We start from the raw sequence: 24,005 nt of genomic DNA, 5'->3' as shown, positions 1-24,005 counted from the left end.
CGTGAGTGTGTGTGAGGCAGAAACTAGTTGGAGCGCAGAACGACTTCGGCGCTGCCGGTGAGGGGCCCAGAGGAGTCGCCGCCGGCATCCGTGTACGAGGCATTGAAGACGCCCGACAGGTCGTCGGTCTCCGGGTTGTGGCCCGAGGGAACCGTGGTGGTGATGGTTCCCGTGCAGCCGCCCGACGTGGTGATCGGGTGACCGTGCGAGTCGTGGCCCAGAATGTAGGTCACGGTCACGAGAGAGCAGTCGACTGCCTGGTCATCCGTCACGAGAACCTCGTAGGCCACGGTGTCGCCGAACTGGAAGTCCTGACCGACCACGGGGGTGATGAAGGTCACGACCGGGGCCTGATTGCCCACCTCGATCTCAACCTCTGCCGAGGCGTAGCGCCCGCGGTCCTTACCACCGGCATCCGTTACCTGCAGGGACGCCGTGAAAGCGCCATCCGTCTCGTAGGTGTACGTCGGGTTCAGCTCACGGGAGTCGACGATCCCGTCGGAGTTGAAATCCCAGGCGTAGCTGAGCGCGTCGCCCTCGGGGTCGATGGTGCCTTCGCTCGAGAACTCCACGGTGAGCGGCGAGGCACCCGCGGTCGGCGTGCCGGAGGCCATCGGGATGGGCGAGCGGTTGCCCTTGTCGCCGATGAAGTCGATACGGGAGAGCTGCGCGTCGGGGTTCTGCGCGAAGTAGCCGTCGCCGTATTCGAGAACGTAGAGCGCGCCGTCGGGGCCGAACTCCATGTCGATCGGGTTGTCGGTGATGATCGAATCCACCACGGCCTCGATCTTTTTGAGCTCTCCGTCGGTCACGGTCATGCCCTTGATGTAGTCGCGGGTCCACTCGTACATCATCGACATGCCGTCGTAGTACTCGGGCCAGGCAACGGGGGCCTTGCCCTTCGACGCCTTCTCGTCATAGTCGTACACGGGGCCGGCCATCGGGCCGATGCCACCCGTTTCGAGCTCCGGGAAGTCGACGGATTCATCGTAGCCGTACCAGACGTCGGGCTGGGCGACGGGGGGAAGCTCACGCAGGCCCGTATTGCGGGGTGAATCGTTCACGGGAGCCGCGCAGTCGAAGGTGTCGCCGGAGACGCCGGTGGCGAAGTCGAAGTCCACGTAGGGCAGCTCGGCGGTAGCGCAGTACGGCCAGCCGTAGTTCGATGCCTCTGTGATGCTCGTCCACTTGCCGGTGCCGGACGGGCCGCGCAGGGGATCGGCGGTTCGCGAATCGGGGGAGTAGTCGCCCACGTACAGCTCGCCGGTCTTCTGGTTGAGCTCGATGCGGAACGGGTTGCGCATGCCCATCACGTAGATTTCCGGGCGGGTCAGCTCGGTTCCCGGGGCGAACAGGTTGCCCTCGGGGATCGTGTAACCGCCATCCGCTGTGGGCGTGATGCGCAGAATCTTGCCGCGCAGGTCGTTCGTGTTGCTCGAACTGCGCTGCGCGTCGAAGGCCGGGTTGCTGTCTTCACGCTCGTCGATCGGCACGAAACCGTCGGAGGAGAAGGGGTTTGAGTCGTCGCCGGTGGAGAGGTAGAGGTTGCCGGCCTTGTCGAAGACGATGTCGCCGCCCACATGGCAGCAGATGCCGCGGTCCACGTCGACTTCCATGATGTTCTGTTCGCTCGCGAGATCGAAGACCGCGCCGTCGAACTGGAACCTGGAGAGGGTGATCGAACCCTGGAACGGGGCGAAGTCTTCGGCCGTGCCAGTGATGGGGGCGTCGCCCTCATTCACGCCGATGGTCGCCGGGTCGTCGAGCGGGGTGTTCTGCGGTGGGGAGTAGTACAGGTAGATCCAGTTGTTACCCGCCGTGCCGAAGTTGGGATCGAGGGCGATGCTCTGCAGACCCTCCTCGTCGTGCTGGTACACGTCCAGCGAAGCCGCGAGGGTGTTGAGTCCCGTCTTCGCGTCGTTCAGCCAGATGTCGCCGCCCCGGGTGGTGTGCAGCACGTCGCTGTTGGGCAGCACGGCCAGGTCCAAGGGCTCGCCCGGCGTCGCGTCGAGGGTGACCTTCTGAAAGCTCGAGTCGGCCGGGGCCGTTGGAGTGGGCTTGCCGGGCTTTCCCGGGGGAGCTGAGTCGCCGGGGGCTGCTGCGGCCGGCATTGCGGTGAGGGCTGTGACCACCAGGGTGGCCATGGCCATGCCCGCGGTTAGTCGAAGTCCATGCTTCGTGCGCATATCTGGTTCTCCTCGTTGAGATCGCGACGCAACTCTCAGGTGAGCGGGCCGCTATCGCCACGGTAGGTGCACACTTACGTGTCTGAATAACCAGAAGGACCGGAATGTATTTGCCCTTCGATGCCCTGAGGAAAACTCATTCCCGTCTGGGAATGCTGCAGAGGGCATCCGCTCTCGGGCACCGAAGTGGAAACCCCCTTATTTTTGGCGGAAAGGGGTTTCGCGTTCGGTGCCCTAGGGTGGGGAACATGCCGACAGTGGCACGACCCGCTTACCCGAACTCATATGCAGACCTGCGCATATGGTTCGATGAAGAGTGGAAGTGCCTCGATTACCTCGACTGGTTGCGTTGGCCGAACGGATTCACCTGCCCGGCCTGCGCCCACGAACACGGCTGGCGCGCGGTGGATCAGCGATGGCGCTGCGCGGGCTGCGGCAAGCGCGTCTCCGCGATGGCGGGAACAGTCTTCCACGGCACTCGCACGTCGCTCGCCGTGTGGTTCAGCGCGGCCTGGCTGCTCGTGAACAGCAAGGCCGGGCTCTCGGCCGCCCAGTTGCACCGCGAGATGGGACTCGGGTCCCTGCAGACCGCGTGGGCCATGCTGCACCGCTACCGGTCTGTGATGGTGCAACCCGGCCGGGAGCGCCTGCGCGGCAACGTGGAACTGGACGTGTCCTATCTCGGCGGCTCGGTTCCGGGCCGCGGTTCGCTCAGCCGGGTGCTCTTCGCGGTAGCAGTGGAAGTGGATGCCACGGGGCTCGGCCGCACCCGGCTCGCCGCCATCCCCAACGCCGGAACGCCGCAACTGGCCAGCTTTCTGCTGGAATCGGTAGAGCCCGGTAGTCGGGTCGTGACGCACGACTGGTCGGCGTATCCCGCCGGAATTCGGGACCGTTACGAGCACGCGGCCCGCCCCGTGGTGGCGCCGGGCGCGCCCATCCGTGAGGTGCTGCCCGCCGTGCGTCGGGTGGTGTTCCAGGCGAACCACTGGCTGATGGGTCCGCGGCAGGGCGCGGTGAGCGTGGAGCACCTGCCGGCCTACGTCGACGAGTGGGTGTTCAGGTTCAACCGGCGGCACTCCGGCAGCCGTGGCCAGCTGTTCCATACCCTGCTCGGGTATGCCGTGGCCGGGCAGCCGGTCACCTACCAGTCACTGCTCAAGACCGGCCGCACCCGGCCCGCCCCGCTGCCCGGCTCGGCGGGTTTGCCGGGTCCGTCGGCCGACACGGCCTCCCTGACCCTGCCCTGGCGCTGACGCGCGCCCGGGTGGCGGATCGCGCCCGCTGTGGCGGTAGCGCCCGGCGACGGCGGCGCCGAGCGGATGCCGATGGGTGCGTCTTTCGGGTGGCCGCGCCCGCTGTGGCGGTAGCGCGCGGCCAGAAGGGCGCGGTGACGTGCCGGCGGATGCCGCGCCGCGGCATCCGCTGCGAAAGGTCACGAGTTCGGGCGATTCGTGTGGTTGAATTGCCTGATGGTCGACATAAGTCACGTCAGCGCCCTCGGCTCGGCCGGAGCTAGTGACCTCTTTCAGGTGTTGCGTGATGGTCAGCCACGCACTCGCACCGAGCTCGCGGACCTCTCCGGATTAGCCAGGTCGACCGTGGCCCTGCGCGTTGACGCGCTCACCCGCCTCGGCCTCGTGGGCCCGGCCGGCAACGCCACGTCAACCGGGGGACGTCCCTCCTCGCAGTTCGCCCTGCAGTCCGGTAACAAGTTCGTGCTGGCGGTGGACATCGGCGCGAGCCACGTTCGCATCGCGCTGAGCGACCTCGGTGGCAGCACTCTCGTGCAGGACTCCACGTTTCTGGAGATCTCCGAGGGTCCAGAGGCCGTGCTGAACTGGGTGATCGACGCCGGTGCGCGGTTGTTCGGCGACAGCAAGCGTTCCACCGCCGACCTGCTGGCGATCGGCGTGGGCCTGCCCGGACCGGTCGAGCACACGAGCGGCCGCCCGATCAACCCACCGATCATGCCGGGATGGGACCGCTTCGACGTGCCCGGCTGGCTGCAGCAGCGCTTTCACGTTCCCGTGCTCGTGGACAACGACGTGAACCTGATGGCGCTCGGCGAGCGGGAATTCGCCTGGTCGGGCACTGGCCATCTCATCTTCATGAAGGTCGCCACCGGCATCGGCGCGGGCGTGATCTCGGGCGGCTTTCTGCAGCGCGGGGCGCAGGGCATCGCTGGCGACCTCGGGCACGTGCAGATCGCGCGCGGCGCTGGAGTGCCCTGCCGCTGCGGCAACGAGGGCTGCCTCGAGGCCGTCGCCTCCGGAGCGGCCCTCACTAGGTTGCTCGCGGCCCAGGGCCTTCCGGTAACCACGAGCCAGCACGTCGTGGACCTCGTGAAGCAGGGCAACCTTGAGGCGATCCGGGCCGTGCGCCAGGCCGGACGGGATATGGGCGAGGTGCTCACCATGTGCGTGAACCTGGTGAACCCGTCCGTGATCGTGCTCGGCGGGTCGATGGCACAGGCCGGAGAGCACCTGATCGCCGGCGTGCGTGAGGTCGTCTACTCGCGCTCCAACCCGCTGGCCACCCAGCACCTGCAGATCACCCAGTCGAGTGCTGGCGCCAACGCCGCCATCCTCGGTGCGAGCATGCTCGCCATCCACCACGCCCTCTCGCCTGACCGCATCGAGGCCATGGTCGCCTCCCTCACCGCCTGACCCCCGCCCCGCCGCAGTCCGCGCGTCCCGCGCGTCCGCGCCGTCCCGCGCCGTCCCGCCTCCGTCCCGCCTCCGTCCCGCCTCCGCCCCGCTGGTCGAGCAGCGAGCTTGCGAGCGTGTCGAGGCCTCGTGAGCCAATGTGCGGGGCCGGCTCACGGGGTCTCGACGGGCGCGGGCCAAGAGCGGGCCCACTGCTCGACCAGCGGAATGGGGAGAGCGACCAGAGGGACGCCGGAAGCGGCGAGGGTCGGCGGGGCCGGCTACCGGGCGGAGAAGGCGGCGTCGAAGGCCGCGGTGGGCGGGTCGAAGGTGAGCGAACGCACGAAGGCGAGGGCCTCCGGGGCGCCGATCAGGCGGTCCATGCCGGCGTCCTCCCACTCCACCGAAATCGGCCCGTCGTAGCCGATGCTGTCGAGCATGCGGAAGCTGTCTTCCCACGGCACGTCGCCGTGCCCTGTGGAGATGAAGTCCCAGCCGCGGCGGGGGTCGGCCCAGGCCAGGAGGGAGCCGAGGCGGCCGTTGCGGCCATTCGACATCCGCTTCTTGGTGTCTTTGCAGTCCACGTGGTAGATGCGGTCCTTGAAGTCCCAGAGAAAACTGACCGGGTCGAGGTCCTGCCAGACGAAGTGGCTCGGGTCCCAGTTGAGGCCGAACGCCGGCCGGTGGCCGATGGCGTCAAGCGTGCGCACCGTGGTCCAGTAGTCGAACGCGATCTCGCTCGGGTGCACCTCGTGAGCGAAGCGCACGCCCACCTCGTCGAACACGTCGAGGATGGGGTTCCAGCGGTCGGCGAAGTCCTGGTAGCCGGCGTCGATGAGCTGCTGCGACACGGGCGGGAACATGGCCACGTACTTCCAGATCGACGAACCGGTGAAGCCGATCACGGTCTTCACGCCGAGTTTGGCGGCGAGGCGGGCGGTGTGTTTCATCTCTTCGGCGGCGCGCTGACGCACGCCCTCGGGGTCGCCGTCGCCCCACACCACGTCGGGCAGAATGTCGCGGTGTCGCTGGTCGATCGGGTCGTCGCACACCGCCTGGCCCTTGAGATGGTTGGAGATGGCCCACACCTTGAGGTTGTATTTCTCGAGCACGGCGAGCTTGCCCGCCACGTACTCCTCGTCGTTCCAGCGCCACGGGTCGAGGTGGTCACCCCAGCAAGCGATCTCGAGGCCCTCATAGCCCCAGCCGGAGGCGAGCCTGGCCACTTCTTCGAAGGGCAGGTCGGCCCACTGGCCGGTGAAGAGGGTGATCGGGCGAGCCATGATGTCTCCTAGTTCTGCGTTGCGAGTTCGGGGGCGGGTTCGTGCGTGCGGGTCCAGGCGCTGCCGTTGTCGGAGCTGGCCTCGACCGCGGCGAGCACGCGCTGCACCTGCAGGCCGTCGGCAAACGACGGGGTCGGCTGCTCGCCGGCCGCGATCGCGTGCACGAAATCCCTGGCCTGGTGCGTGAAACCGTGCTCATAACCGAGCATATGTCCGGGCGGCCACCAGGCAGCCAGATACGGATGCTGCGGCTCGGTCACCAGAATGCGGGTGAAGCCCTGCTGCCCGGTCGCGGCGTGGCCGTCGAAGAAACTCAGGGTGTTGAGGTCTTCCAAATCGAACGCGATCGCCCCGTCGGAACCGGCGACCTCGATGCGGAACGCGTTCTTGCGACCCGTGCTGAAGCGGGTGGCCTCGAAACTGCCGAGGGCTCCGCCCTCGAAGCGCCCGGTGAACAGGGCCACGTCGTCGACGGTCACGGCGCCGCGCTCGGTGGTCGCGGTGCCCGAGAGGCCCTGCTTCGTGCCGAGGAGCGGTCGTTCGGTCACGAGCGTCTCGATGATTCCCGACACGCTCGAGAGCCGCTGCCCGGTGATGAACTGCGCGAGGTCGATGGCGTGGGCGCCGATGTCGCCGAGGGCACCGGAGCCGGCGAGCTCCTTCTGCAGGCGCCAGGTGAGCGGCGATTCGGGGTCGACGAGCCAGTCCTGCAGGTAGTTCACCCGCACCTGGCGAATCTGGCCGATCTTGCCGGCGGCCACGAAGTCGCGCGCGAGGGTGGCGGCGGGAACACGACGGTACGTGAATCCCACCATGGCGTACACGCCGCGCTCAAAGGCGCGCGCCGCGGCATCCGTCATGGCCGCCGCCTCGGCGACCGTGTTGGCGAGGGGCTTCTCGCAGAGTACGTGCTTGCCGGCGTTGAGGGCGGCGATCGCGATTTCAGCGTGTGACGTGCCCGGGGTCACGATGTCGATCACGTCGATGTCGGGCCGGTCGATCACGGCCCGCCAGTCGGTGGACGACTCGGCCCAGCCCCAGCGCTCGGCGGCCTCGGCGGCCGTGGCGGCGTTGCGTCCGACGAGAATGCTCATCTCCGGTTGCCGGGGCAGGTCGAAGAATCGGGGGGCCACGCGCCAACCCTGGGAGTGCGCGGCGCCCATGAATCCGTGGCCGATCAGTGCCACGCGGAGGGGCAGTGCGCTCATGAGAAGACTCTTTCTGTTGGTGGTCGTGGGGAGCGGGCCGGGCTCGCTCCCCACGAGGCGTGCCGGTTAGGACTCGAAGGCGGTCGGCAGGTACTGCTCCACGTTCTCGCTCGTCACGACGGGAGCGTTGAGAACGATCCGGTTCGGGATCTCCACCTCGACGAGGTCGCTCATGGCCTTGTCCTGCACGAGCAAGCGAGCCAAGCGGATGCCGTCTGCGGCCTGGGTGGACGGGTACACCACGGTGGCCTTCATCACGCTGTCGCCGGCCTGGATCAGGCGCATGGCGTTGGCAGATCCAGCGCCACCGACCATGATGAACTCGTCGCGTCCGGCGGCGTCGATGGCGGCGAGCACGCCGATGCCCTGGTCGTCGTCGTGGTTCCAGAGGGCGTCGATCTGCGGCGCGGCGGCGAGCAGCTGGCTCGTGGTGGCCTCACCGCCCGCCACTGTGAAGTCGGCGGCTACGCGGTTCGTGACGGACATTCCGCAATCGCTGAGCGCCTGGGCGAAGCCGGCGCTGCGCTCCTGGGTGAGGGGGAGCGAGTCGATGCCGGCGATCTCGGCGACCACGGCGTCGGCGTTGCCGTCGAGTTCCTCGCAGATGTAGGTGCCGGCGCTCACGCCCATGCCGTAGTTGTCACCAAGGATGGTGGCGCGGGCGGCGAAGGTGCTGGAGAACTCGCGGTCCACGTTGATCACCGGAATGCCGGCCTCCATGGCCTGGATGGCGACCTCGGTGAGGGCGGCGCCGTCGGTGGGCAGCAGCACGATAGCGTCGACCTTGTCGTTGATGAAGCCCTCTACCTGGCTGATCTGCAGGTTGGCGTCGTTGGTGCCCTCGGCGATTATGAGGTCGATGTCCTCGTACTTCTCGGCCTCGGCGATCGCCGCGTTGTTGATGGCACCGAGCCAGCCGTGGTCGGCCGCCGGCCCCGAGAAGCCGATCACGATGGTGTCGCCCTGGGCTTCGTTGCCTTCGACGCTCGCGTTCGTGGGTTGGGCGTTCGTGGTGCCGCCGCCCGCCGTGCAGCCGGTGATCAGGCCGACGACGGCCAGCGAGGTGCCGGCGGCGAAAAGCATTCTGCGGCGGAAAGTGCGTGGTGCAAGCATGTGGTTCCCTCTGGCTCAGTGAATTGCTGCAGGTACGGGTGCGGTGCTGTGTCGTGCTGCTGTGCTGCCGGCGGCCGATGCGGGGCAATTGTCGAACAACTGAGGAGGCGTCGACGCTGACGAGTTGAACGATAGCAGATGATGACAGTTCACGTGCAACTTATTGATGTTGATCGACGTAAGTACCGATCCTGTGTTAGGTTTTTCGCATGATCACTGTCGACCATCCACTACTTGAGGTTCGTGGGCTCACAAAGAGTTTCGCCGGGGTAAAAGCTCTCCAGGGCGTCGACCTTTCTGTGCGTGCCGGCGAGGTGCACTGCGTGCTCGGCCAAAACGGCGCCGGCAAGTCCACGCTCATCAAGACGCTCTCCGGCGCGTACCAGCCCGACTCCGGAGAGATCTTCTGGCAGGGTGAGCGAATCACCATCGGCGGCCCTGTCGCGGCACTCGAACGCGGCATCGCCACGATGTACCAGGAACTCGACGTGGTCGACGGCCTCACCATCGCGGAGAACATCTTCCTCGGCCACGAACAGGCCACCGGCGGTCTGCTGCACGTCGCATCCGCCAACGCACGCACCGCCGAGATCCTCACCCGCCTCGGCCACGGCGAAATCTCCCCGCGCACGGAGGTGGGCTCGCTGTCGGCGGCCAACAAGCAGATAGTCAGCATGGCCCGTGCGCTCTCCCGCGACACTCGGCTCATCATCATGGACGAACCGAGCGCCGTGCTGGACTCGCAAGAGGTGGAGAACCTCTTTCGCGTGGTCAAGGAGCTCACGGCCCAGGGCATCGCCGTGGTCTACATCTCGCATCGCCTCGCCGAGATTCGCCGTATCGGCGATCGCATCACGGTGATCAAAGACGGCAGAAGCACGGCCACCGGCCTGAGCGTGACGGACACGTCGACTCCGGAACTCATCCGCCTGATGACCGGCCGCGACGTGGACAACGTCTTTCCCGCCGCCGAGCCGATCGCAGCGGATGCCCCGGTGGTGCTGAGCTGCCACGAGCTCGGCGTGCGCGGCGTATTCCGCAACGTCTCGTTCGAAGTGCGGGCCGGAGAGGTCGTGGGACTCGCCGGCCTCGTCGGCTCCGGCCGCTCCGAGATTCTCGAGGCCATCTACGGCGCTCGCCGCAGCACGAGCGGCACCGTTACCGTGAACGGTGAGGCGCTGCGCCCCGGTTCGGTGGCGGCCGCCGTCGCCGCCGGCATCGGACTCTCTCCCGAGGAGCGCAAGAGCCAGGGCCTGATTCTCGACGAGCCGATCTTCAAAAACGTCACGCTCTCGTCGTTCGGGCGCTTCGCCCGCAGCGGGTTCCTGAACGAGCGGCGCGAGCGCCAGGCCGCGCGGGAGCAGATCGAGGCCCTCGAGCTGCGACCCGCTAATCCCGACATGGTCACGCGCACGCTGTCCGGCGGAAACCAGCAGAAGATCCTGCTCGCCCGCTGGCTCGTGCACGGCACCGCCGTGCTGCTGCTGGACGAACCCACCCGCGGCGTCGACGTGGGCGCGCGGGCCGAGATTTACAGCCTCATCCGTCGACTCGCCGAAGCCGGCACCGCCATCATCGTCGTGTCGAGCGAGATCGACGAGGTGCTCGGCCTGGCCGACCGCGTGCTGGTCATCAGCGACGGCGACGTTCTCACCACCACCAATGCCAACGACATCGACGAGCCGGGCGTGCTCGATCTGGTCATGAGAGGAAGTGCCGCATGAGCGAGCAGATCACCCAGACGGCCCCGCCGACCCCGCAGGCGCACGACGCCCCGCCCTCACTACTGAAGCGGATGCTCGGTGGCTCTGCCGGCCGCAACCTCGGGCTGGTCATCGCCTTCGCGGTGCTGATCCTGGTGGGAACCCTCACCGCAGGCGACCGGTTCGCCAGCTTCGACAACTTCGTCACCATCATCCGCTACGCCTCGGTCCTCGGCGTGATGTGCGTGGGAATGACATTTGTCATCACCGCCGGGGGCATTGACCTCTCGGTGGGCTCGGTGATGGGCCTGGCGTCCACCATGGCGAGCCTCACCGCTGTGCAGCTCGCCTCCGCACAGACCTCCTGGCTGCTGATTGTGGTGATCGCACTCGCCGTTGGTACCCTGGCCGGGCTGGTAAACGGCGTGGTGATCGCCTACGGCAGAGTGGTGGCGTTCATGGCGACACTTGCCATGCTCGTCGGCGCGCGCGGTCTCGCCGAACTCATCTCGAACCGGTCGACCCAGATCGTGAGCGACCAGGGCTTCCTGGAGTTCTTTCGCGCCGACCTGCTCGGCGTTCCGATCCTGATCTGGATCTTCCTGCTCGTGGCGGTGGCCGGCTGGATTCTGCTCAACCGCACCACCTTCGGCCGGCGCACCGTGGCCGTGGGCGGCAATGCCGAGGCCAGCCGACTTGCCGGCATCAAAGTACAACGCCACATGGTTTACGTCTACATGCTCTCGGGCCTCACTGCCGGCATCGCCGCCGTGATGATGCTCGGCCGCACCACTGTCGGCACGTCCACACACGGCTTGCTCTACGAGCTCGACGTGATCGCCGCAGTCGTGGTGGGCGGCACCCTGCTGATCGGCGGACGCGGCACCATTGTGGGATCAGTGCTCGGAATTCTTATCTTCAGCACGCTCATCAACGTCTTCACCCAGAACAACCTCTCGACCTCGGTGCAGAACGTGGCAAAGGGCGTCATCATCGTGGTCGCGGTGCTCTTGCAGCAGCGCTTCGCCTCCCGCGGTAGTCCAGGTAAGTAGCCGCGGCATCCGTTGGTCGAGGCGCCCACTCAGGTGGTGCGGGCGTATCCGGCTCCTGCGCTTGGTATACCGCGAGCGCGAGCCGGTTTCGGGCGCCGGACCCTTCGCGCGAGCCGGTTTCGTGCGCACCATCTCGCGCTGGTCGCGCGCGGCAAGCCTCGAGCAGCGGGCGCCCCAGCGTCGCGTCGGGGGCGTCCGGTATGCTGAACGTCGCTCATGCGAGGCGGTCGGCGGGCCGGAGAATCGCGCGGGCGCCGACCGTAAGGAAACGCACTCATGCCCGAATTCCCTCGTCTTGTCGCCTTCGACCTCGATGATACCCTGGCCGCGTCGAAGTCCCCGTTGGACCCGCGCATGGCTGCCCTGCTCGTGCGCCTGCTCGATGTGGCCGATGTCTGCGTGATCTCCGGTGGCCGCTTCAGCCAGTTTGAGATGCAGTTGATCGACAACCTCGAGAACGTCAGCGCAGAGGCCCTATCGCGCCTGTACCTGCTGCCCACCTGCGGCACGCAGTACTACCGGCACTCCGAGGGGTCCTGGCAGCAGATCTACGCCGAGAATCTCAGCGACGACGAGAAGGCGCGTGCGCTCGCCGCCGTCGAAACCGCGGCCCGGGACCTCGGATTCTGGGAGAGCGAGACCTGGGGCGACATTCTCGAAGACCGCGGCTCGCAGATCACCTTCTCCGCCCTCGGACAGGCCGCTCCCGTGGCGAAGAAGGTTCTGTGGGACCCGAGCGGCGACAAGAAGAATGCCCTGCGCGAGGCCGTGCAGGCGCTGCTGCCCGACCTCGAGGTGCGGTCGGGAGGGTCGACATCCGTTGACATCACCCGCCGGGGCATCGACAAGGCCTACGGCATGAAACGCCTGGCCGAGCTCACGGGCGTGCCGCTTTCCGACATGCTGTTCGTGGGCGACCGGCTCGACGAGAACGGCAACGACTACCCCGTGAAGGTGCTCGGCGTGGAGTGCGTGGCCGTGGAAGGTTGGCTCGACACTGCCGCGTTCCTCGACGAGCTCATCCCCACGCTCGCGCCGCGCACGGCATCCGCTTAGCCGTACTCAGAGAACGCTGCTGGAGCGCCATTCGGCCAGGTGGTCGTGGGAGCAGAACCGGAACGCCCCGTATCGGGCGACCGGATGTGGCGTGTCAGCCCCGCACAGCGCGCACAGACGGCGACGGGCAGCCCGTTGCCGAAACGAACGACGCAGCGACTCCAGCACAACCCCCAGTCTAGGAGGCAGGCGCGTGGCTAGCGCACCGGCACCTTGCGGGTGACCGGGGGCAGCGAGTCCCTCGTCGGCAGCACATGCAACACCCCAATCAGCAGCAGCGCACCCACAGTGCCGATCCCCGCGCCGAGCGAGTTGGCGATCACATCGTTGACCGTGGCAAATCGGGCCGGCAGAAAGAGGAGCTGCCCGAGTTCGATGCTGAAGCTGGCCAGAAAGCCGGCCAGGATGGCGAGCCACCAGCGCCGTGCACCCAGCAGAATGACGCCGAGAAGCCCGATCGGCACGAAGAGCGCGACGTTCGCGGAGAACTCCACGAACGTGTAGCTCAGCCACCCGGGTGCACCGTGGCGTTGCAGCCAGCCCAGCAGGGACACCAGGGAATCGTGCCCGCCGCGGTCTACCGGGGTGGGCCAGAAGGCGATCAGGGCTAGCGTAACCAGGTAGCCGATGCTCAGCAGGATCGCTGCTCGGTGCAGGGCGGCGTGCCGCCTTACCCGGATCGCGTTCACGCTCTCACCTCCACGGGGAAAGCGGTCGGTGTCTGGAGTGCGTCACAGCCCGAGCGCTCACCATTGAACTGCCAATAATAGACACTCCGGCGGCCCGCGTTGGCCCCGGCGACGTTCCGCGTTGAATCGGCGGGCACAAACCAGGCTTCTGGTTCGCTCGACACGGTGTCTAGCCACGAACTGGGGGTGTTCGGTGCTCGCTTAGTCCCCTAAAAGGGGTGGTCGGGCGGCCGCGTGCGCGGTTTACTGGCTCGGTCAGTTTGTCTTTCCCGAATGGGGACTGCCATGACCGAACCGATTGCAGTAAGCGTCGCCGCGAAAACGCCGCGCCATCGCTCGTCTCGCCGGCGAGCTGGACAGCGGATGCTCGCGGTCCTCACGCTGCTCGTTGCGTCCGTCACGCTCCTGACAGGCGCAACACCCTCACCGGCACCGGTTCCGGCGGTCGCCGTGGCGGCCGCGGCCGATTCAGCGGTGCCGGGCAACGTGGCAGCGGATGCCAGGGGCGAGAGGCACGTGACCTCCGTCGTCGCGGCGCGACGTGGCCTGAGCGAGCTGCAGTACGCCGACGCTCTCGAAGGGTTCCGTGACAACCGCCTGCAGGCAATCGGGCGCGTCGCTGTCGCGCGATCCGTCCTGGCCTCGGCGCAGCTTGCCCTCGATTCCAGCGCGGGACATGTGCTCACCGAAGCGTCCCGGCAGGCCCTGGCCGCGGGCATCCGCTTGCAGGCACTGCGTCTTACGCTCGCCGCCGGGCAGATCGACGAATCATACGTGCGCGCAGCGGCCTCGCGGTCGGGCGGGCCGTTCCGCCTCGAACCGCCGAGCCTCACGGCCGCTACGAGCACCCTCGACGGCATGCGTTTCGGCTGGGCCTCGAGCCTCGACGCGGTGCGGGGGGAGCTCGCGGGCCTGGTGCAGGCCGTGCACGCGGATGTTGCGGCGTGGCAGGCCGAACAGGCCCGTCTGGCCGCCATGGAAGCCGCGCGGGTGGCGGAGGCGGCTCGGGTGGCGGCGCGTGCGGCGGCTGCTGCTCCGGTTGCCGCGCCGCGCGCGAGCGGCGCCCGGCCGGTGGCGACCGCCCCGAGGCCGGCGGCCGGGGTATCACCGGGTGCCGCGGCATCCGTTGCGGTGCCCGCGCTGTTCAACAAACTCGTGTGGACCTCGGGATTTCAGAGTGAGATCGACGCCTGTCGAGGAGCTGTCGACGTGACCGGCAACTACGGCGTGGCCACGATCGCCGAGCACTGGTCGTGCGGCGGATCACGGTTTCCGGGGACCGGCCGACAGATCACTTTCTCGGGCGTACGCGCGGGAACCTACCTGGTGGGCGGCGTCGTGGCCGTGTTGAACGCGAACACGCAGGGAACGGCCAGCATCCCGCGCGGCTACGACCTGCTCTACCAGACCTGCATCAACGGATCGAACGCCACCATGAGCTTCACCGCGCTCACCCGCATCGGCTGAGCCGCGCCGCCTGCCGCGCCGCCTGCCGCGCCGCCTGCCGCGCCGCCTGCCGCGCCGCCTGCCGCGCCGCCTGCCGCGCCGCTGTCGCGGCCCGCCCCCGCTGGGGCGGTAGCGCGTGGCCGGAGCGCCGCGAGCCGCGCACGACCTGCCGCGAGCCGCGCCGCTGTCGCGGCCCGCGCCCGCTGGGGCGGTAGCGCGTGGCCGGAGCGGCGCGGCGCGGAGCGGAGCGGCGCGAGAGCCTAGGCCGCCGGCGGCCCGGCCACGCGCTTCGGCAGCGCGAACACGAGCACGAGCGCCACCACGCTGAACCCGGCGCTCACGGCCATGGCCAGGGTGGCGCTCTCCGTGAAGGCAGTCGCGAGGGCGTCCGGGGTCGGCCCGGTCACCACGAGCGACCCGAACAGCACGCTGCCTATCACCGCGATGCCCACCGCGCTGCCGACGCGCTGCATCACGCCAACCACGGCGCTCGCGGCTCCGGCCTCCGAGCGGTCCACGGTGGCCACGATGAACTGCACGTTCGGCGCGATGAACAGACCGCTGCCGAGGCCGGCAATCAGCAGCGGGGTCAGCAGGTGCCAGTTGGTGAGGTCGCCCACCGGAACGAGCAGCAGCACGAGCCAGATCCACACGAGCCCCACGGTCACGAGGGTGACACCGATCACGAGCACCGTGCGGCCGAGACGCTGGGAGAGCCGGTTGCTCTGCGACGCGCCGATGATGCTGCCGATCGCGAACGGGATCGACACGAGCCCGGACTCGAGGGCGGTATGCCCGAGCCCGGCCTGCCACAAGATCGAGATGGTGAAGAAGATGCTCGTGAACGCGGCGAAATACATGAGCGCGAGAATGACTCCGCCCGTGAACGCCGGGTGGCTGAACAGCCGCGGCGGCACGATGGGGCTGAGCCCGCGTTTTGTGTACGACACCTCCCAGAAGCCGAAGAGCACGATCAGCAGCGCGGCCACGGCGAGGGACACGAAGGTCCACCAGGGCCAGCCCTGGTCTTCGCCCTCGATCAGCGGCACGAGCAGGGCCACGAGCCCGGCCGAGATGAGCAGCAGGCCCACCCAGTCGAGCGCCACGCGAGCGGGCGCCGGCGTGCCGGGCTTCGCGCCGCCGGCAACGGATGCCTCGGCGCGCGACGGCAGCAACCGCGCGGCGGCCACGAGAGCCACGATCCCGATGGGCAGGTTCACCCAGAACACCAGGCGCCAGCCGTTCTCGTCACCGAATGCCTGGATGATGAGCCCGCCCACGATCGGGCCGAGTGCCGTGGACACGCCGATGACCGATCCCATGATGGCGAACGCCTTGCCGCGGGCCTGGGGCGGGAACATCAGCTGGATGACGGCCGTGACGGCCGGCACGAAGATGCCGCCGGCGAGGCCCTGCGCCACGCGGGCGACGATGAGCTGCAGGTCGTTCTGCGCGAGCCCGCAGGCCAGGCTCGCGAGCGTGAAGAGCGCCAGCCCCGTGAAGAACACCCACTTGTGCCCGATTCGGTCGCCGATGCGGCCGGCCGGGATGAGCGCGAGACCGAACGCCAGCGCGTAGCCGGAGATGATCCAGGAGAGCGTCGCCTCGGAGGCGTCGAGGCTGGTGCGGATGGTGGGTAGCGCCACGTTCACGATGGTCGTGTCGAGCAGCGCCATGAACATTCCGGCGAGCAGCACGATCAGGGATTGCCAGGCCCGGCGGGAAACCACGGGGGTGGAACGGAGCTCTGGTTCGGATTTCGACATGGGTGCCGTTCGCTCAGAATTAAGGGTGTCGGGGAAAACTATAAGGCCCCCACTCGACTGAATGGAGGCCTTATATTTTACTGTCGGGGTAACAGGATTTGAACCTGCGACCTCGTCGTCCCGAACGACGCGCGCTACCAAGCTGCGCCATACCCCGATGGCCCGTGGGCCTCAATCAGTATAGAGCCTCCGGGGCCTCCGCCGCGAACCGAGGGGTGATGCGTGCCGCTCCGGAAACGACCCACGCGAAGGAACTTTTTTAGGCGTCGAACGCGTTCACAGCACCGGCCCCCGTGCGGCCGGGTGCTTGGTCCCACCCACGGATCCTTGTTGCCGTGTTGGTGATCCGTCGGTCTCCTGGGGGGAGAGCTATCTGGAAATGCGATTCCTTGGCCACAGCTGCATCCCCACCCCAATCGACTGTGCCGTCGACTTCGGCAAGTATGTTCCGGATCACGGCGAGTTCGTTAGGGTAATAGAGCCCGCTGGCCCCAACCGGGTAAAGCGCCGGGTGCACAGCGATCGCCGTTCCGGAAAGATAATTCGACTCATACGATTGAGCGACGGCACGGTTCGTCGAGTGCCCGGTAATCTCGCCGTCCCGCAGCGTGTTGATCTCATAGTTGAGGCGGCGCGCTACGTAGAGAAGGATTGTCGCTGAGTCTCCCTGAGCCAAGCCGACGGATTCGTTGCATCCTTCGACGCGAAAGAGCGTGGCGGTCGCGAGAATAGGCCACCCATTCGCCGACTGGGACCCACCCCATCCGTTGATCGGGGCAGCGATCGCTGCAGGAGTGCGGGTAGGAAGCGTTAGTGCGGCTGAGACAACGACGGTTATACCCAGAAAGCTGCGGCGGGTGAATTCAAGATTCTTCATGAACGGATCTTCCTTGGTGGCGTGATTTCGCGCGCGCGATAGTGGAGACGATGCAGGAAGTGGACAGCACGAGGGTGAGCACAGCAGCTATGAGGAGGACAGGATTGACCCAGGCCGGGACTAAATCAAAGGTCGCGCTGCACATGCTGTGCATGGGGAATATTCTCGTGAACTCCCGCCTGTGTTCCTCGAGATACGCCCTGTCGATGCTCTGGCCGGCCTCTGCGCATTTCTCAACGACATCCAGACCGGACGCTGCAGCTCCAACGACAAAGGTGGCCACCATCACCACAAATGAGCTGAGGGCAAGGACGAACCAGATGAAGGGATGCACCCGCCGCATCTTCGTTCAGCCTGCCCGACGCGTCGCTGCACGTCCCGTGGCTTGCCGAAGGTACTTGTTTTGGCTTTCTGTGTACGTGGTTATCAATTGCGCTTCCATTCCGGTTCTGGCCAGCAGCGTGTTGTTGTGCGTCTCGTGGGGTGACGACGTAGGCGTCGGGGTCGGTGACGATGGGTTTAGTGCGCCTGGATTTGGTTTCTGGTTGTCGGCGGCGTCAGGCTGACGATGTCCGGATAGACGAATGGCCCGGCGTGCAATCTTGAAGGATCACGCCGGGCCGTTCTAACGCGTAAGGCCGCGCTGATGCTCACGGTAAGTCATGATTCTGTTGTTGTCGAGTTGGACCTTCGGGTCGGGCGGGTTGCCTGCCCCGATTGTGGTGGCCGTTTGCGCCCGTGGGGGTGGGCTCGGGCGCGTGTGATCCGTGAGGGCCTCGGCACAGATTGGGTGCCGCGGGGCCTTCGCCCGCGTCGGTCTCGGTGCACGGCCTGCCAGGGCACGCATGTGCTCCTGGAGGTGCGGTTGGCCGCGCGGCGAGCAGATACCGCCGAGGTGATTGCGGCGGCGATCGAGGCGAAGACTGCTTTGGGTTGGGGTCATCGGAGGATCGCTGCGGACTGCGGAAGACCGGTTTCGACGGTTCGTGGTTGGTTGCGTGCTTTCGCCGCTTCGGCCGCGGCGATGGGTGAACGGTTCACGGGGTTGTTGGTGCGGGATGCTCCCGATGCGGTGGTCGTCTGGCCAAGGCCTGCTGGGACTTTTTCGGGTGAGGCGTTGTCGGCGTTGATGGCGTATGCACGGGGGCTGGCTCGCCGGTTCGTCGCGACCGTCACGGTGGCGTGGGTTCAGGTGGCGATCGCTCAGACCAACGGGCTGTTTTTTTGCCGGAGCTGGTGGGCGGCGGTCCCCAACACCAACTGGCCCTTATGCCGTCCGTGGTGGGCGGCAACAGTGGCAGGAGCGCCTGCCATATCCCTGTGATGGGTGTGTTCACTGTTTGAGAGGACTCTTCATGCCCGCACTTTCCCCGGCATTGCTCCCCGTTTCGCCGCGGGCTTCCCCAGCGGAGCCAGCCGATGCTTTGCTCGTCCCGCCGCCGCCGGCGGGACCGCCGTCTGCTTCGGCGGTGCGCCGCGGACGGACGGAGAAGATCGCGCTGTTTCGTTACCACCTGATCCGGGACGCCGCCGATGACAGTGTGACGACGCGGCAGCGCGGCCCGATGGTTCGAGCGCTGGCAGGGCTGGTGCATCCGGGTCCATTCGGCGGGACGGTGACGGTCAGCAAGGACACTCTTGATCGGTGGATCAGGCAGTGGCGGCGCGGAGGGTTCGACGCGTTGAGACCCCGAGGCCGGGCGCAGGGCGCGGTGACGCCGGCGCAGATCTTGTCGTTGGCGGCGACGTTGAAGAGGGAGCGGCCCGCCCGCACCTCGGCGCAGGTGCGGCGCATCATGATCGACACGCTCGGTGATGCTCCGTCGGAGTCGACGCTGCTGCGGCACTTCCGCACGCTGGAACTTTCGACCGGGGTGCGGGAGGTTTTCGGCCGGTTTGAAGCGGACTACCCGAATGAAATATGGGTCGGTGACGGGTTGCACGGGCCGCGGATCAATGGGCGGAAGACGTATCTGTTCGCGTTCCTCGACGACCACTCCAGGATGGTGACGGCGGGCCGGTGGGCTTACGCCGAAGACTCCGTCCGCCTCACCGCGGCCCTCCGCCCGGCGTTGGAAGCGCGCGGAATTCCCGGGACGATTTACGTCGATAACGGAAGCGCTTTTGTTGATGAGTCGCTCTCGCGGACCTGCGCGCGCCTCGGAATCCGGTTGACGCATTCGAAGCCGTATCGGCCGCAGGGCCGCGGAAAGATCGAGCGGTTCTTCAACACCGTCAACTCGCAGTTCCTCACCGAGATCACCACCGTCGATACCACGACCGGCGTAGTAGATGCCGGGGTGGGCAGCATGGTCACCACGCTGGAAGAGATGAATGCTCTGTTCACGTCGTGGGTGGAGATGGTCTATCACCAGGCCACGCATTCGACGACAGGGCAAACACCGGTGCAGCGCTGGGATGCCGGCTGGGCGGGACGACGCCCGGTGCGGAAGGAGAAAACCGTCATTGCGGAGGCGTTCCAGTGGTCGGCGATCCGCACGGTGACGAAGTCCGCGACGGTGTCGTTGCAGTCCAACACGTATCAAGTGGATCAGCTCCTCGTCGGCAAACGAGTGGAGCTGGTTTATGACCCCTTCGACCTCGCCGGGCTGATCACCGTCTCGGCCGGGAACGGCGTCCCGGCCGGCATCGCCGTACTGAGTGAAATTCGCCGGCACGTTCACAAGAAGGCCGCGACCGCGGCGGCTGACGAGGCCGACACCGGTGCCCGGAATGCGGCCTCCGGCATTGACTACCTGCGCCTGGTGGAGACCCGGCACAAGGGCACGATGGCTGGGGAACCGATTAGTTTCGTGAAAGCATCCACCCCGGCGGCGAGGAAGGTCGTCTTCGTGCCGACAGTTTCGGAGGCCGCCCGATGAGTATCGACACCCTGCAATCGCACTACGGCTTCACGCGTATGCCCTTCGCCCGCGATATTCCGCCGCAGGCCTTGCACCCGCACCCCTCGCACCGGGAAGCGATCGCCCGCATCGATTGGTGCGTCAGCCAACGCCAGCTCGGCGTGATCAGCGGTGAAGTCGGCGCCGGGAAAACCGTCGCCGTCCGCGCGGCCCTGGCCCAGTTGGAACCCTCCCGGCACCAGATCATCTACATCCCCGACCCGACGATCACGATGCGTGGAATCCACACTCAGATCGTCACGGCGCTTGGCGGGACCCCGGCGTTTTTCTCCGGAGTGCTGTCCTCGCAAACCGCGGCGCTACTCGCCGGGGAACTCGACGAACGAGCCCGCCTGCCCGTCGTCGTCATCGACGAAGCGCACCTGCTCACCAACACCGACCTGGAATCGTTACGCATGTTGACGAACGTGGCAATGGATACCGGGTCGCACTTCGCGATGCTCCTCATCGGCCAACCCACCCTGCGGCGCCGCCTGAAACTTGCCGTGCTCGCGGCATTGGATCAACGCATTTCCACATGCTACACAATCACCGGGATGAATGCCGCCGACACAACCGATTACATCCGGCAACACCTCAAATTCGCTGGCCGGTCAGACCCGCTGTTCTCCGACGACGCCATCCAAGCGATCCACCTCGCCTCGAGGGGATATCCACGGGCGGTCAACAACCTCGCCGTCGCCGCGCTGATCGCGACCTACGCCGCCGACAAAGCAATCGTCGACCTGGCCGCCGCACAATCGGCGATCACCGAGAACAGCGAATGAGGTCGCGTCACCCCTGACGACCACCACGTCACCATCACGATGAAAGCCCCGCCGAAATCCACCGGCGGGGCCTTTTCACACCCGGCTATCGTCACTCACGATGACGCCGCCATCGTCAAACAACGCGACGGGCGACACGTGTCAGCGAAGCCGCTTTCAAACTCCTCGAGTTTGCTGTAGGGCATAGCAGCCGGCGGTTCGTGCATGCCAATGAGTCCCACCTGCGCCGCGACTACTTTCCCGTCATCGGCGGCGGTCAATATATTGTGTGCCAAGAAGTGGCAATCGTCAGCGCTTGTGAACCGTTGCTGGTAGTAGTCGGAGAACCGCCGAAGACCCCCGTCTTCGTTGTAGTGCTGGCGGACCGCCGTGACGATATCGGTTCCGGCCATTACCTTGCGTGCCATGAGATAGCCGTCGGCATCCTCGATCAAGTCCGTGAATCCGAAACTGGTCGTCACGCCAGGCGTCGCAAGTTTCTCCATGCAGAATGTATACCCGGACGAATAGCTGTCCGCTGCATCACGCCAGTCGGCGTAGAAGGTGAGAAGATCACCGCCCCAGCCCCCGATGTCCCCGGCATTGACGCTCTTGGGGTTTTCCGGCTGCGGAACAAGTAGTTGGGCATTGGCCGTGGCCATCAGGTGTTCCGTGCCGACCGTGTAACCGGTGAACGGGTCCTGAAAGTCAGTCATGACGGTGAATCCTCGGCCGTTCGCGTAGGTGATGAAGTCGTCATCGACGGCCCCGATCAGGCCCTCCCACTTCCAATCGTTATAGCGGACGTGGCGTATGTACTCCATCACGAGCTGGCTCGGATTGCCCGTGCCGTACTCGAGGGCACAGTCGTACAAGCGATCCACGTAGTCGATAAATTCGTCCGCCGGTCCAATGGGTGCATTTACCGAAGACTGGCCAGGGTCGCCGTTCTCGATTCGCCACACATCGTTGTCGAGATCAAATTGGTCCGATCCCACCGTGACTTCAAACTCCTTGATCTGGTTATATGACCAGTTGGTCGGAAGGGGGAACCCGAGGTTTCCGGAGAATCCCCAGGACATTCCTGAGATGAAGGAATGGCGTGCGAACGTCTTCTCTGTGACGTTCGCACAGACATTGCGGGAGCCGTAAACCCCATGCACGTACTGCTTGCCGTTGTACGCCAGTCCGCCCTGGACGCCCTGAAAGTAGGGAATGATCGAGGCCGTGATGTCTTCCTGGGTGGCGTCGTAATCTACAGCAAAATAGATGACTGTGCCTCGATTGAAACCGTAACCTGACGCGAGCTCATGCGCATTCAGTGCGTGCTGGTAGCCCTGCGCGTAGGTGAAATCTGCAAGGATGCGTGCGCTGTCTTGATAGATGGGTAAGACGCGCATCCCCGCGTCAAAGATGGTTGCGAGCTCGCCAGGCTTGATTTCCTTGTCCAGACTGGAATCCGGCGGATCGAAGATGTACCGGCCGACGATTTGGTAGCCATTGTTGGCCAACCATTCGGCACGAGAAGCCGTGATCTCGAACCGAGTGTCGCAGCCATTCGCCGGCCTCTCGGGGTCTCCCATCGAGACGAGCAATTGCGCCCACGTCGGGAAGTCCCCTTCCTTGCTCACGGAGAGCTGTGAAAAGCCTTGGAAGGCTGCCACAAATTGTGCGAGCTGCTCATCAAACACGGACCTCTGGGCTGAGCGCCACAGCACGTCGCCCACCGGAACCGGCTCGTTGAACACACAGGCCGCCGAGAATAGTTCCACGAAGATCCCCGAATCGCCCTCGCGAACTGTGTGCGTCTTAAGTCCAGCCTGGGTCCCCGACCCAAAGTACCCGTTGGGAGCAGCGATCCCGAGTTCGTACTGCAGAGCAATGAGGAAGGACTTTTGCACATCACGAGAGTAGATCCCATCGCACGGACCGATGCTGTAAGCATCCTTGTGCCAGTATCGTCCGTTGAGCCACTGCTGAATCACCCGGACTTTGTCAGTGCCGCTCGCGAGCACGACGTAAGCATCCATGTTCAGGATGCATCTGAATATCTTCGCGTTGACGGTCGAGGAGGAGATGCCGGCTGCATCGTAGGGAACTCCCATATTGACTCGGAGGTCTCTGACGCCGTCGACAGTAGTGGAATCGAACTCCCCGTAGGTGTTGGCTCCCCAATATCCCTTGCAGAACAGCCCATGCTGGATAATTCGCACGATTCTGCTGTTGACATTCCAGCCGGGGCCGATTTCGCCGAGTGCTTCGAGTCTCGCCACTGTGGTCGGGCCGAAGCTCGCGACGACCGGCGAGATCCCGAGCTCGTGCTGAAGGGCCATGATCAGCGAATAGGAGGTAGACCACCCCACGTGGCCATCTTCGGGACACGGCTGATAACCGAGCACTTGACCGTACGTGTCGTTGACCCACGTTTGGGCTGCGAGAACTTTAGGGTCCATGTTGGTGGCCTTTCGGCGTAGCGATGCCAGTGCCGGTGGGCAGGTCTGATTAGACGGTCGGATCGGCACGGGACTGTGAGAAGTAATGACCCGGTTTGGCGTGACGACAGGTCTTGGACGGTACGACGAGCTTGGGCGCCGATAGCCCACGAGATGATTAGGAGTCAGCGGATGGGCGACACTCGGATGCCTCGGTCGAAGGCAAACGAGCGTACATTCGCTCGCGGAGGGGCACTGTGGTGGCGCCCCTCCGCTGCACGCTGAAACGTCCTATTTGGATCTAGAGACCGAAGAACTGAATCCTCATGTTGTAGGCGAAGCCCTTCCAGCTGTTGGGGCCCATCACCCCGTCCTGGGGTCCGGTGTAGGACGGCTCGGCACCGCTCCCGGCTGCGAACTTCTGCATGGCCCGGTAGGTGTTGGTTCCCGGGGAGCCGTCCAGAGGGCCCTGATAGCCGTAGTCCTGCAGAAATCTCTGCAGCCCTATCCAGCTGTTCGTTCCCATGACGCCGTCGCGAGTACCCGCATAGCCACCGGCGGCAGCCGGTCCGCCCTGTACCTGGCACCACATCGCCTGGTTTGGCGGAGACTGCTGCCACGTGTTGTCGTAGTAGTGCTCATTGCAGTACTGCGTGCTGTTGGCCGTCTTGACCAGAATTGGCGCCGCCGTGGCCGCCGGTGCGGCGGTTGCCGCGAACATGACCATGCCCAGCCCCAGAGCGGCGGCCGACATAGTTATTTTCTTCTGAATACTCATTCATATCCCCCTGTCGTGCGAGCGCATCTGCACTCACGCTCAGTGTAGACCCCGCGTCTACCCCAAGAAGGCCACAGAGTCGCAGATGGGGCGTCCGG

Annotated in this window: 19 protein-coding genes and 1 tRNA gene; 8 read left to right on the top strand and 12 right to left on the bottom strand. The window is 66.0% G+C overall.

Annotation, left to right across the window (positions count from 1 at the left end; translation table 11 throughout):
• Positions 1-23: 23 nt before the first annotated feature.
• Positions 24-2,186, bottom strand: a complete 2,163-nt coding sequence (locus BJ997_RS14225; protein ID WP_201771743.1) for a PQQ-dependent sugar dehydrogenase — start codon at positions 2,184-2,186, stop codon at positions 24-26.
• A gap of 248 nt (positions 2,187-2,434) precedes the next feature.
• Here BJ997_RS14225 and BJ997_RS14220 point away from each other — a divergent pair, with 248 nt between their 5' ends.
• Both BJ997_RS14220 and BJ997_RS14215 read left to right on the top strand, forming a co-directional pair.
• Positions 2,435-3,442, top strand: coding sequence for an IS1595 family transposase (locus BJ997_RS14220; RefSeq protein WP_052542513.1), 1,008 nt, complete (start codon positions 2,435-2,437; stop codon positions 3,440-3,442).
• A gap of 216 nt (positions 3,443-3,658) precedes the next feature.
• Positions 3,659-4,855 (top strand): ROK family transcriptional regulator, encoded by a 1,197-nt coding sequence (locus tag BJ997_RS14215; protein WP_035838288.1) that lies wholly within the window; start codon positions 3,659-3,661, stop codon positions 4,853-4,855.
• Between the two features lie 260 nt (positions 4,856-5,115).
• Here the strand turns inward: BJ997_RS14215 and BJ997_RS14210 are convergent, their stop codons facing one another.
• From BJ997_RS14210 to BJ997_RS14200, 3 genes are all read right to left on the bottom strand, one after another.
• Positions 5,116-6,117 carry a sugar phosphate isomerase/epimerase family protein gene (locus tag BJ997_RS14210; RefSeq protein ID WP_035838285.1) on the bottom strand — a complete coding sequence of 334 codons (1,002 nt, stop codon included), beginning with the start codon at positions 6,115-6,117 and terminating at the stop codon, positions 5,116-5,118.
• An 8-nt stretch (positions 6,118-6,125) separates the two neighbouring features.
• Positions 6,126-7,325: a Gfo/Idh/MocA family protein gene (locus BJ997_RS14205; protein ID WP_183323551.1), complete on the bottom strand. Its 1,200-nt coding sequence runs from the start codon at positions 7,323-7,325 to the stop codon at positions 6,126-6,128.
• 66 nt (positions 7,326-7,391) lie between these two features.
• On the bottom strand, positions 7,392-8,438 hold the full coding sequence (locus BJ997_RS14200) for a substrate-binding domain-containing protein (RefSeq protein ID WP_035838283.1): 1,047 nt from the start codon (positions 8,436-8,438) through the stop codon (positions 7,392-7,394).
• A 209-nt stretch (positions 8,439-8,647) separates the two neighbouring features.
• Here BJ997_RS14200 and BJ997_RS14195 point away from each other — a divergent pair, with 209 nt between their 5' ends.
• From BJ997_RS14195 to BJ997_RS14185, 3 genes are all read left to right on the top strand, one after another.
• Positions 8,648-10,162 carry a sugar ABC transporter ATP-binding protein gene (locus BJ997_RS14195; protein WP_035838281.1) on the top strand — a complete coding sequence of 505 codons (1,515 nt, stop codon included), beginning with the start codon at positions 8,648-8,650 and terminating at the stop codon, positions 10,160-10,162.
• Complete coding sequence (locus BJ997_RS14190) at positions 10,159-11,193, top strand: ABC transporter permease (RefSeq protein WP_035838279.1); 1,035 nt, start codon at positions 10,159-10,161, stop codon at positions 11,191-11,193. The genes BJ997_RS14195 and BJ997_RS14190 overlap by 4 nt, the downstream gene beginning before the upstream one ends.
• Before the next feature lie 276 nt (positions 11,194-11,469).
• Positions 11,470-12,249 carry an HAD-IIB family hydrolase gene (locus BJ997_RS14185; RefSeq protein WP_035838277.1) on the top strand — a complete coding sequence of 260 codons (780 nt, stop codon included), beginning with the start codon at positions 11,470-11,472 and terminating at the stop codon, positions 12,247-12,249.
• 197 nt (positions 12,250-12,446) lie between these two features.
• Here BJ997_RS14185 and BJ997_RS14180 read toward each other — a convergent pair whose 3' ends face one another.
• Positions 12,447-12,938, bottom strand: coding sequence for a VanZ family protein (locus BJ997_RS14180; protein ID WP_052542512.1), 492 nt, complete (start codon positions 12,936-12,938; stop codon positions 12,447-12,449).
• A 285-nt stretch (positions 12,939-13,223) separates the two neighbouring features.
• Here BJ997_RS14180 and BJ997_RS14175 point away from each other — a divergent pair, with 285 nt between their 5' ends.
• On the top strand, positions 13,224-14,405 hold the full coding sequence (locus BJ997_RS14175; protein WP_183323549.1) for a hypothetical protein: 1,182 nt from the start codon (positions 13,224-13,226) through the stop codon (positions 14,403-14,405).
• Positions 14,406-14,644: 239 nt separating this feature from the next.
• On the opposite strand, the gene BJ997_RS14170 is transcribed toward BJ997_RS14175, so the two are convergent.
• From BJ997_RS14170 to BJ997_RS21215, 5 genes are all read right to left on the bottom strand, one after another.
• Positions 14,645-16,150: an MFS transporter gene (locus BJ997_RS14170; protein ID WP_183323547.1), complete on the bottom strand. Its 1,506-nt coding sequence runs from the start codon at positions 16,148-16,150 to the stop codon at positions 14,645-14,647.
• Positions 16,151-16,233: 83 nt separating this feature from the next.
• Positions 16,234-16,307 (bottom strand) — tRNA-Pro (locus BJ997_RS14165).
• A 102-nt stretch (positions 16,308-16,409) separates the two neighbouring features.
• The gene (locus tag BJ997_RS14160; RefSeq protein WP_035840973.1) at positions 16,410-17,027 is read right to left on the bottom strand and encodes a hypothetical protein; all 618 of its coding nucleotides are present in this window, start codon (positions 17,025-17,027) and stop codon (positions 16,410-16,412) included.
• Complete coding sequence (locus BJ997_RS14155) at positions 17,014-17,361, bottom strand: hypothetical protein (protein WP_152602375.1); 348 nt, start codon at positions 17,359-17,361, stop codon at positions 17,014-17,016. Before BJ997_RS14155 ends, BJ997_RS14160 begins: the two co-directional genes overlap by 14 nt.
• 605 nt (positions 17,362-17,966) lie before the next feature.
• On the bottom strand, positions 17,967-18,203 hold the full coding sequence (locus BJ997_RS21215; RefSeq protein WP_035840832.1) for a hypothetical protein: 237 nt from the start codon (positions 18,201-18,203) through the stop codon (positions 17,967-17,969).
• A 179-nt stretch (positions 18,204-18,382) separates the two neighbouring features.
• Here BJ997_RS21215 and BJ997_RS14145 point away from each other — a divergent pair, with 179 nt between their 5' ends.
• Together BJ997_RS14145 and BJ997_RS14140 are read left to right on the top strand one after the other, a co-directional pair.
• Positions 18,383-19,909 (top strand): DDE-type integrase/transposase/recombinase, encoded by a 1,527-nt coding sequence (locus tag BJ997_RS14145; RefSeq protein ID WP_221243938.1) that lies wholly within the window; start codon positions 18,383-18,385, stop codon positions 19,907-19,909.
• Positions 19,906-20,718, top strand: coding sequence for an ExeA family protein (locus BJ997_RS14140; protein WP_183323330.1), 813 nt, complete (start codon positions 19,906-19,908; stop codon positions 20,716-20,718). The genes BJ997_RS14145 and BJ997_RS14140 overlap by 4 nt, the downstream gene beginning before the upstream one ends.
• A 95-nt stretch (positions 20,719-20,813) precedes the next feature.
• Here BJ997_RS14140 and BJ997_RS14135 read toward each other — a convergent pair whose 3' ends face one another.
• Together BJ997_RS14135 and BJ997_RS14130 are read right to left on the bottom strand one after the other, a co-directional pair.
• Positions 20,814-23,150 (bottom strand): glycoside hydrolase domain-containing protein, encoded by a 2,337-nt coding sequence (locus BJ997_RS14135; protein WP_183323545.1) that lies wholly within the window; start codon positions 23,148-23,150, stop codon positions 20,814-20,816.
• 280 nt (positions 23,151-23,430) lie between these two features.
• On the bottom strand, positions 23,431-23,907 hold the full coding sequence (locus BJ997_RS14130) for a hypothetical protein (RefSeq protein WP_152602254.1): 477 nt from the start codon (positions 23,905-23,907) through the stop codon (positions 23,431-23,433).
• Positions 23,908-24,005: the final 98 nt, after the last annotated feature.

It is taken from the genome of Cryobacterium roopkundense (assembly GCF_014200405.1).
Lineage (GTDB): Bacteria > Actinomycetota > Actinomycetes > Actinomycetales > Microbacteriaceae > Cryobacterium > Cryobacterium roopkundense.
Note: the sequence above shows the minus strand (reverse complement) of the source record. Positions and strands in the feature narration are given on the sequence as shown.

Bases quoted from the DNA above. Each gene is read 5' to 3' on its own strand.
- BJ997_RS14225 (WP_201771743.1), bottom strand. From the start codon at position 2,186: ATGCGCACGAAGCATGGACTTCGACTAACCGCGGGCATGGCCATGGCC.
- BJ997_RS14220 (WP_052542513.1), top strand. From the start codon at position 2,435: ATGCCGACAGTGGCACGACCCGCTTACCCGAACTCATATGCAGACCTG.
- BJ997_RS14215 (WP_035838288.1), top strand. From the start codon at position 3,659: ATGGTCGACATAAGTCACGTCAGCGCCCTCGGCTCGGCCGGAGCTAGT.
- BJ997_RS14210 (WP_035838285.1), bottom strand. From the start codon at position 6,117: ATGGCTCGCCCGATCACCCTCTTCACCGGCCAGTGGGCCGACCTGCCC.
- BJ997_RS14205 (WP_183323551.1), bottom strand. From the start codon at position 7,325: ATGAGCGCACTGCCCCTCCGCGTGGCACTGATCGGCCACGGATTCATG.
- BJ997_RS14200 (WP_035838283.1), bottom strand. From the start codon at position 8,438: ATGCTTGCACCACGCACTTTCCGCCGCAGAATGCTTTTCGCCGCCGGC.
- BJ997_RS14195 (WP_035838281.1), top strand. From the start codon at position 8,648: ATGATCACTGTCGACCATCCACTACTTGAGGTTCGTGGGCTCACAAAG.
- BJ997_RS14190 (WP_035838279.1), top strand. From the start codon at position 10,159: ATGAGCGAGCAGATCACCCAGACGGCCCCGCCGACCCCGCAGGCGCAC.
- BJ997_RS14185 (WP_035838277.1), top strand. From the start codon at position 11,470: ATGCCCGAATTCCCTCGTCTTGTCGCCTTCGACCTCGATGATACCCTG.
- BJ997_RS14175 (WP_183323549.1), top strand. From the start codon at position 13,224: ATGACCGAACCGATTGCAGTAAGCGTCGCCGCGAAAACGCCGCGCCAT.
- BJ997_RS14170 (WP_183323547.1), bottom strand. From the start codon at position 16,150: ATGTCGAAATCCGAACCAGAGCTCCGTTCCACCCCCGTGGTTTCCCGC.
- BJ997_RS14160 (WP_035840973.1), bottom strand. From the start codon at position 17,027: ATGAAGAATCTTGAATTCACCCGCCGCAGCTTTCTGGGTATAACCGTC.
- BJ997_RS14145 (WP_221243938.1), top strand. From the start codon at position 18,383: ATGCCCGCACTTTCCCCGGCATTGCTCCCCGTTTCGCCGCGGGCTTCC.
- BJ997_RS14140 (WP_183323330.1), top strand. From the start codon at position 19,906: ATGAGTATCGACACCCTGCAATCGCACTACGGCTTCACGCGTATGCCC.
- BJ997_RS14135 (WP_183323545.1), bottom strand. From the start codon at position 23,150: ATGGACCCTAAAGTTCTCGCAGCCCAAACGTGGGTCAACGACACGTAC.
- BJ997_RS14130 (WP_152602254.1), bottom strand. From the start codon at position 23,907: ATGAGTATTCAGAAGAAAATAACTATGTCGGCCGCCGCTCTGGGGCTG.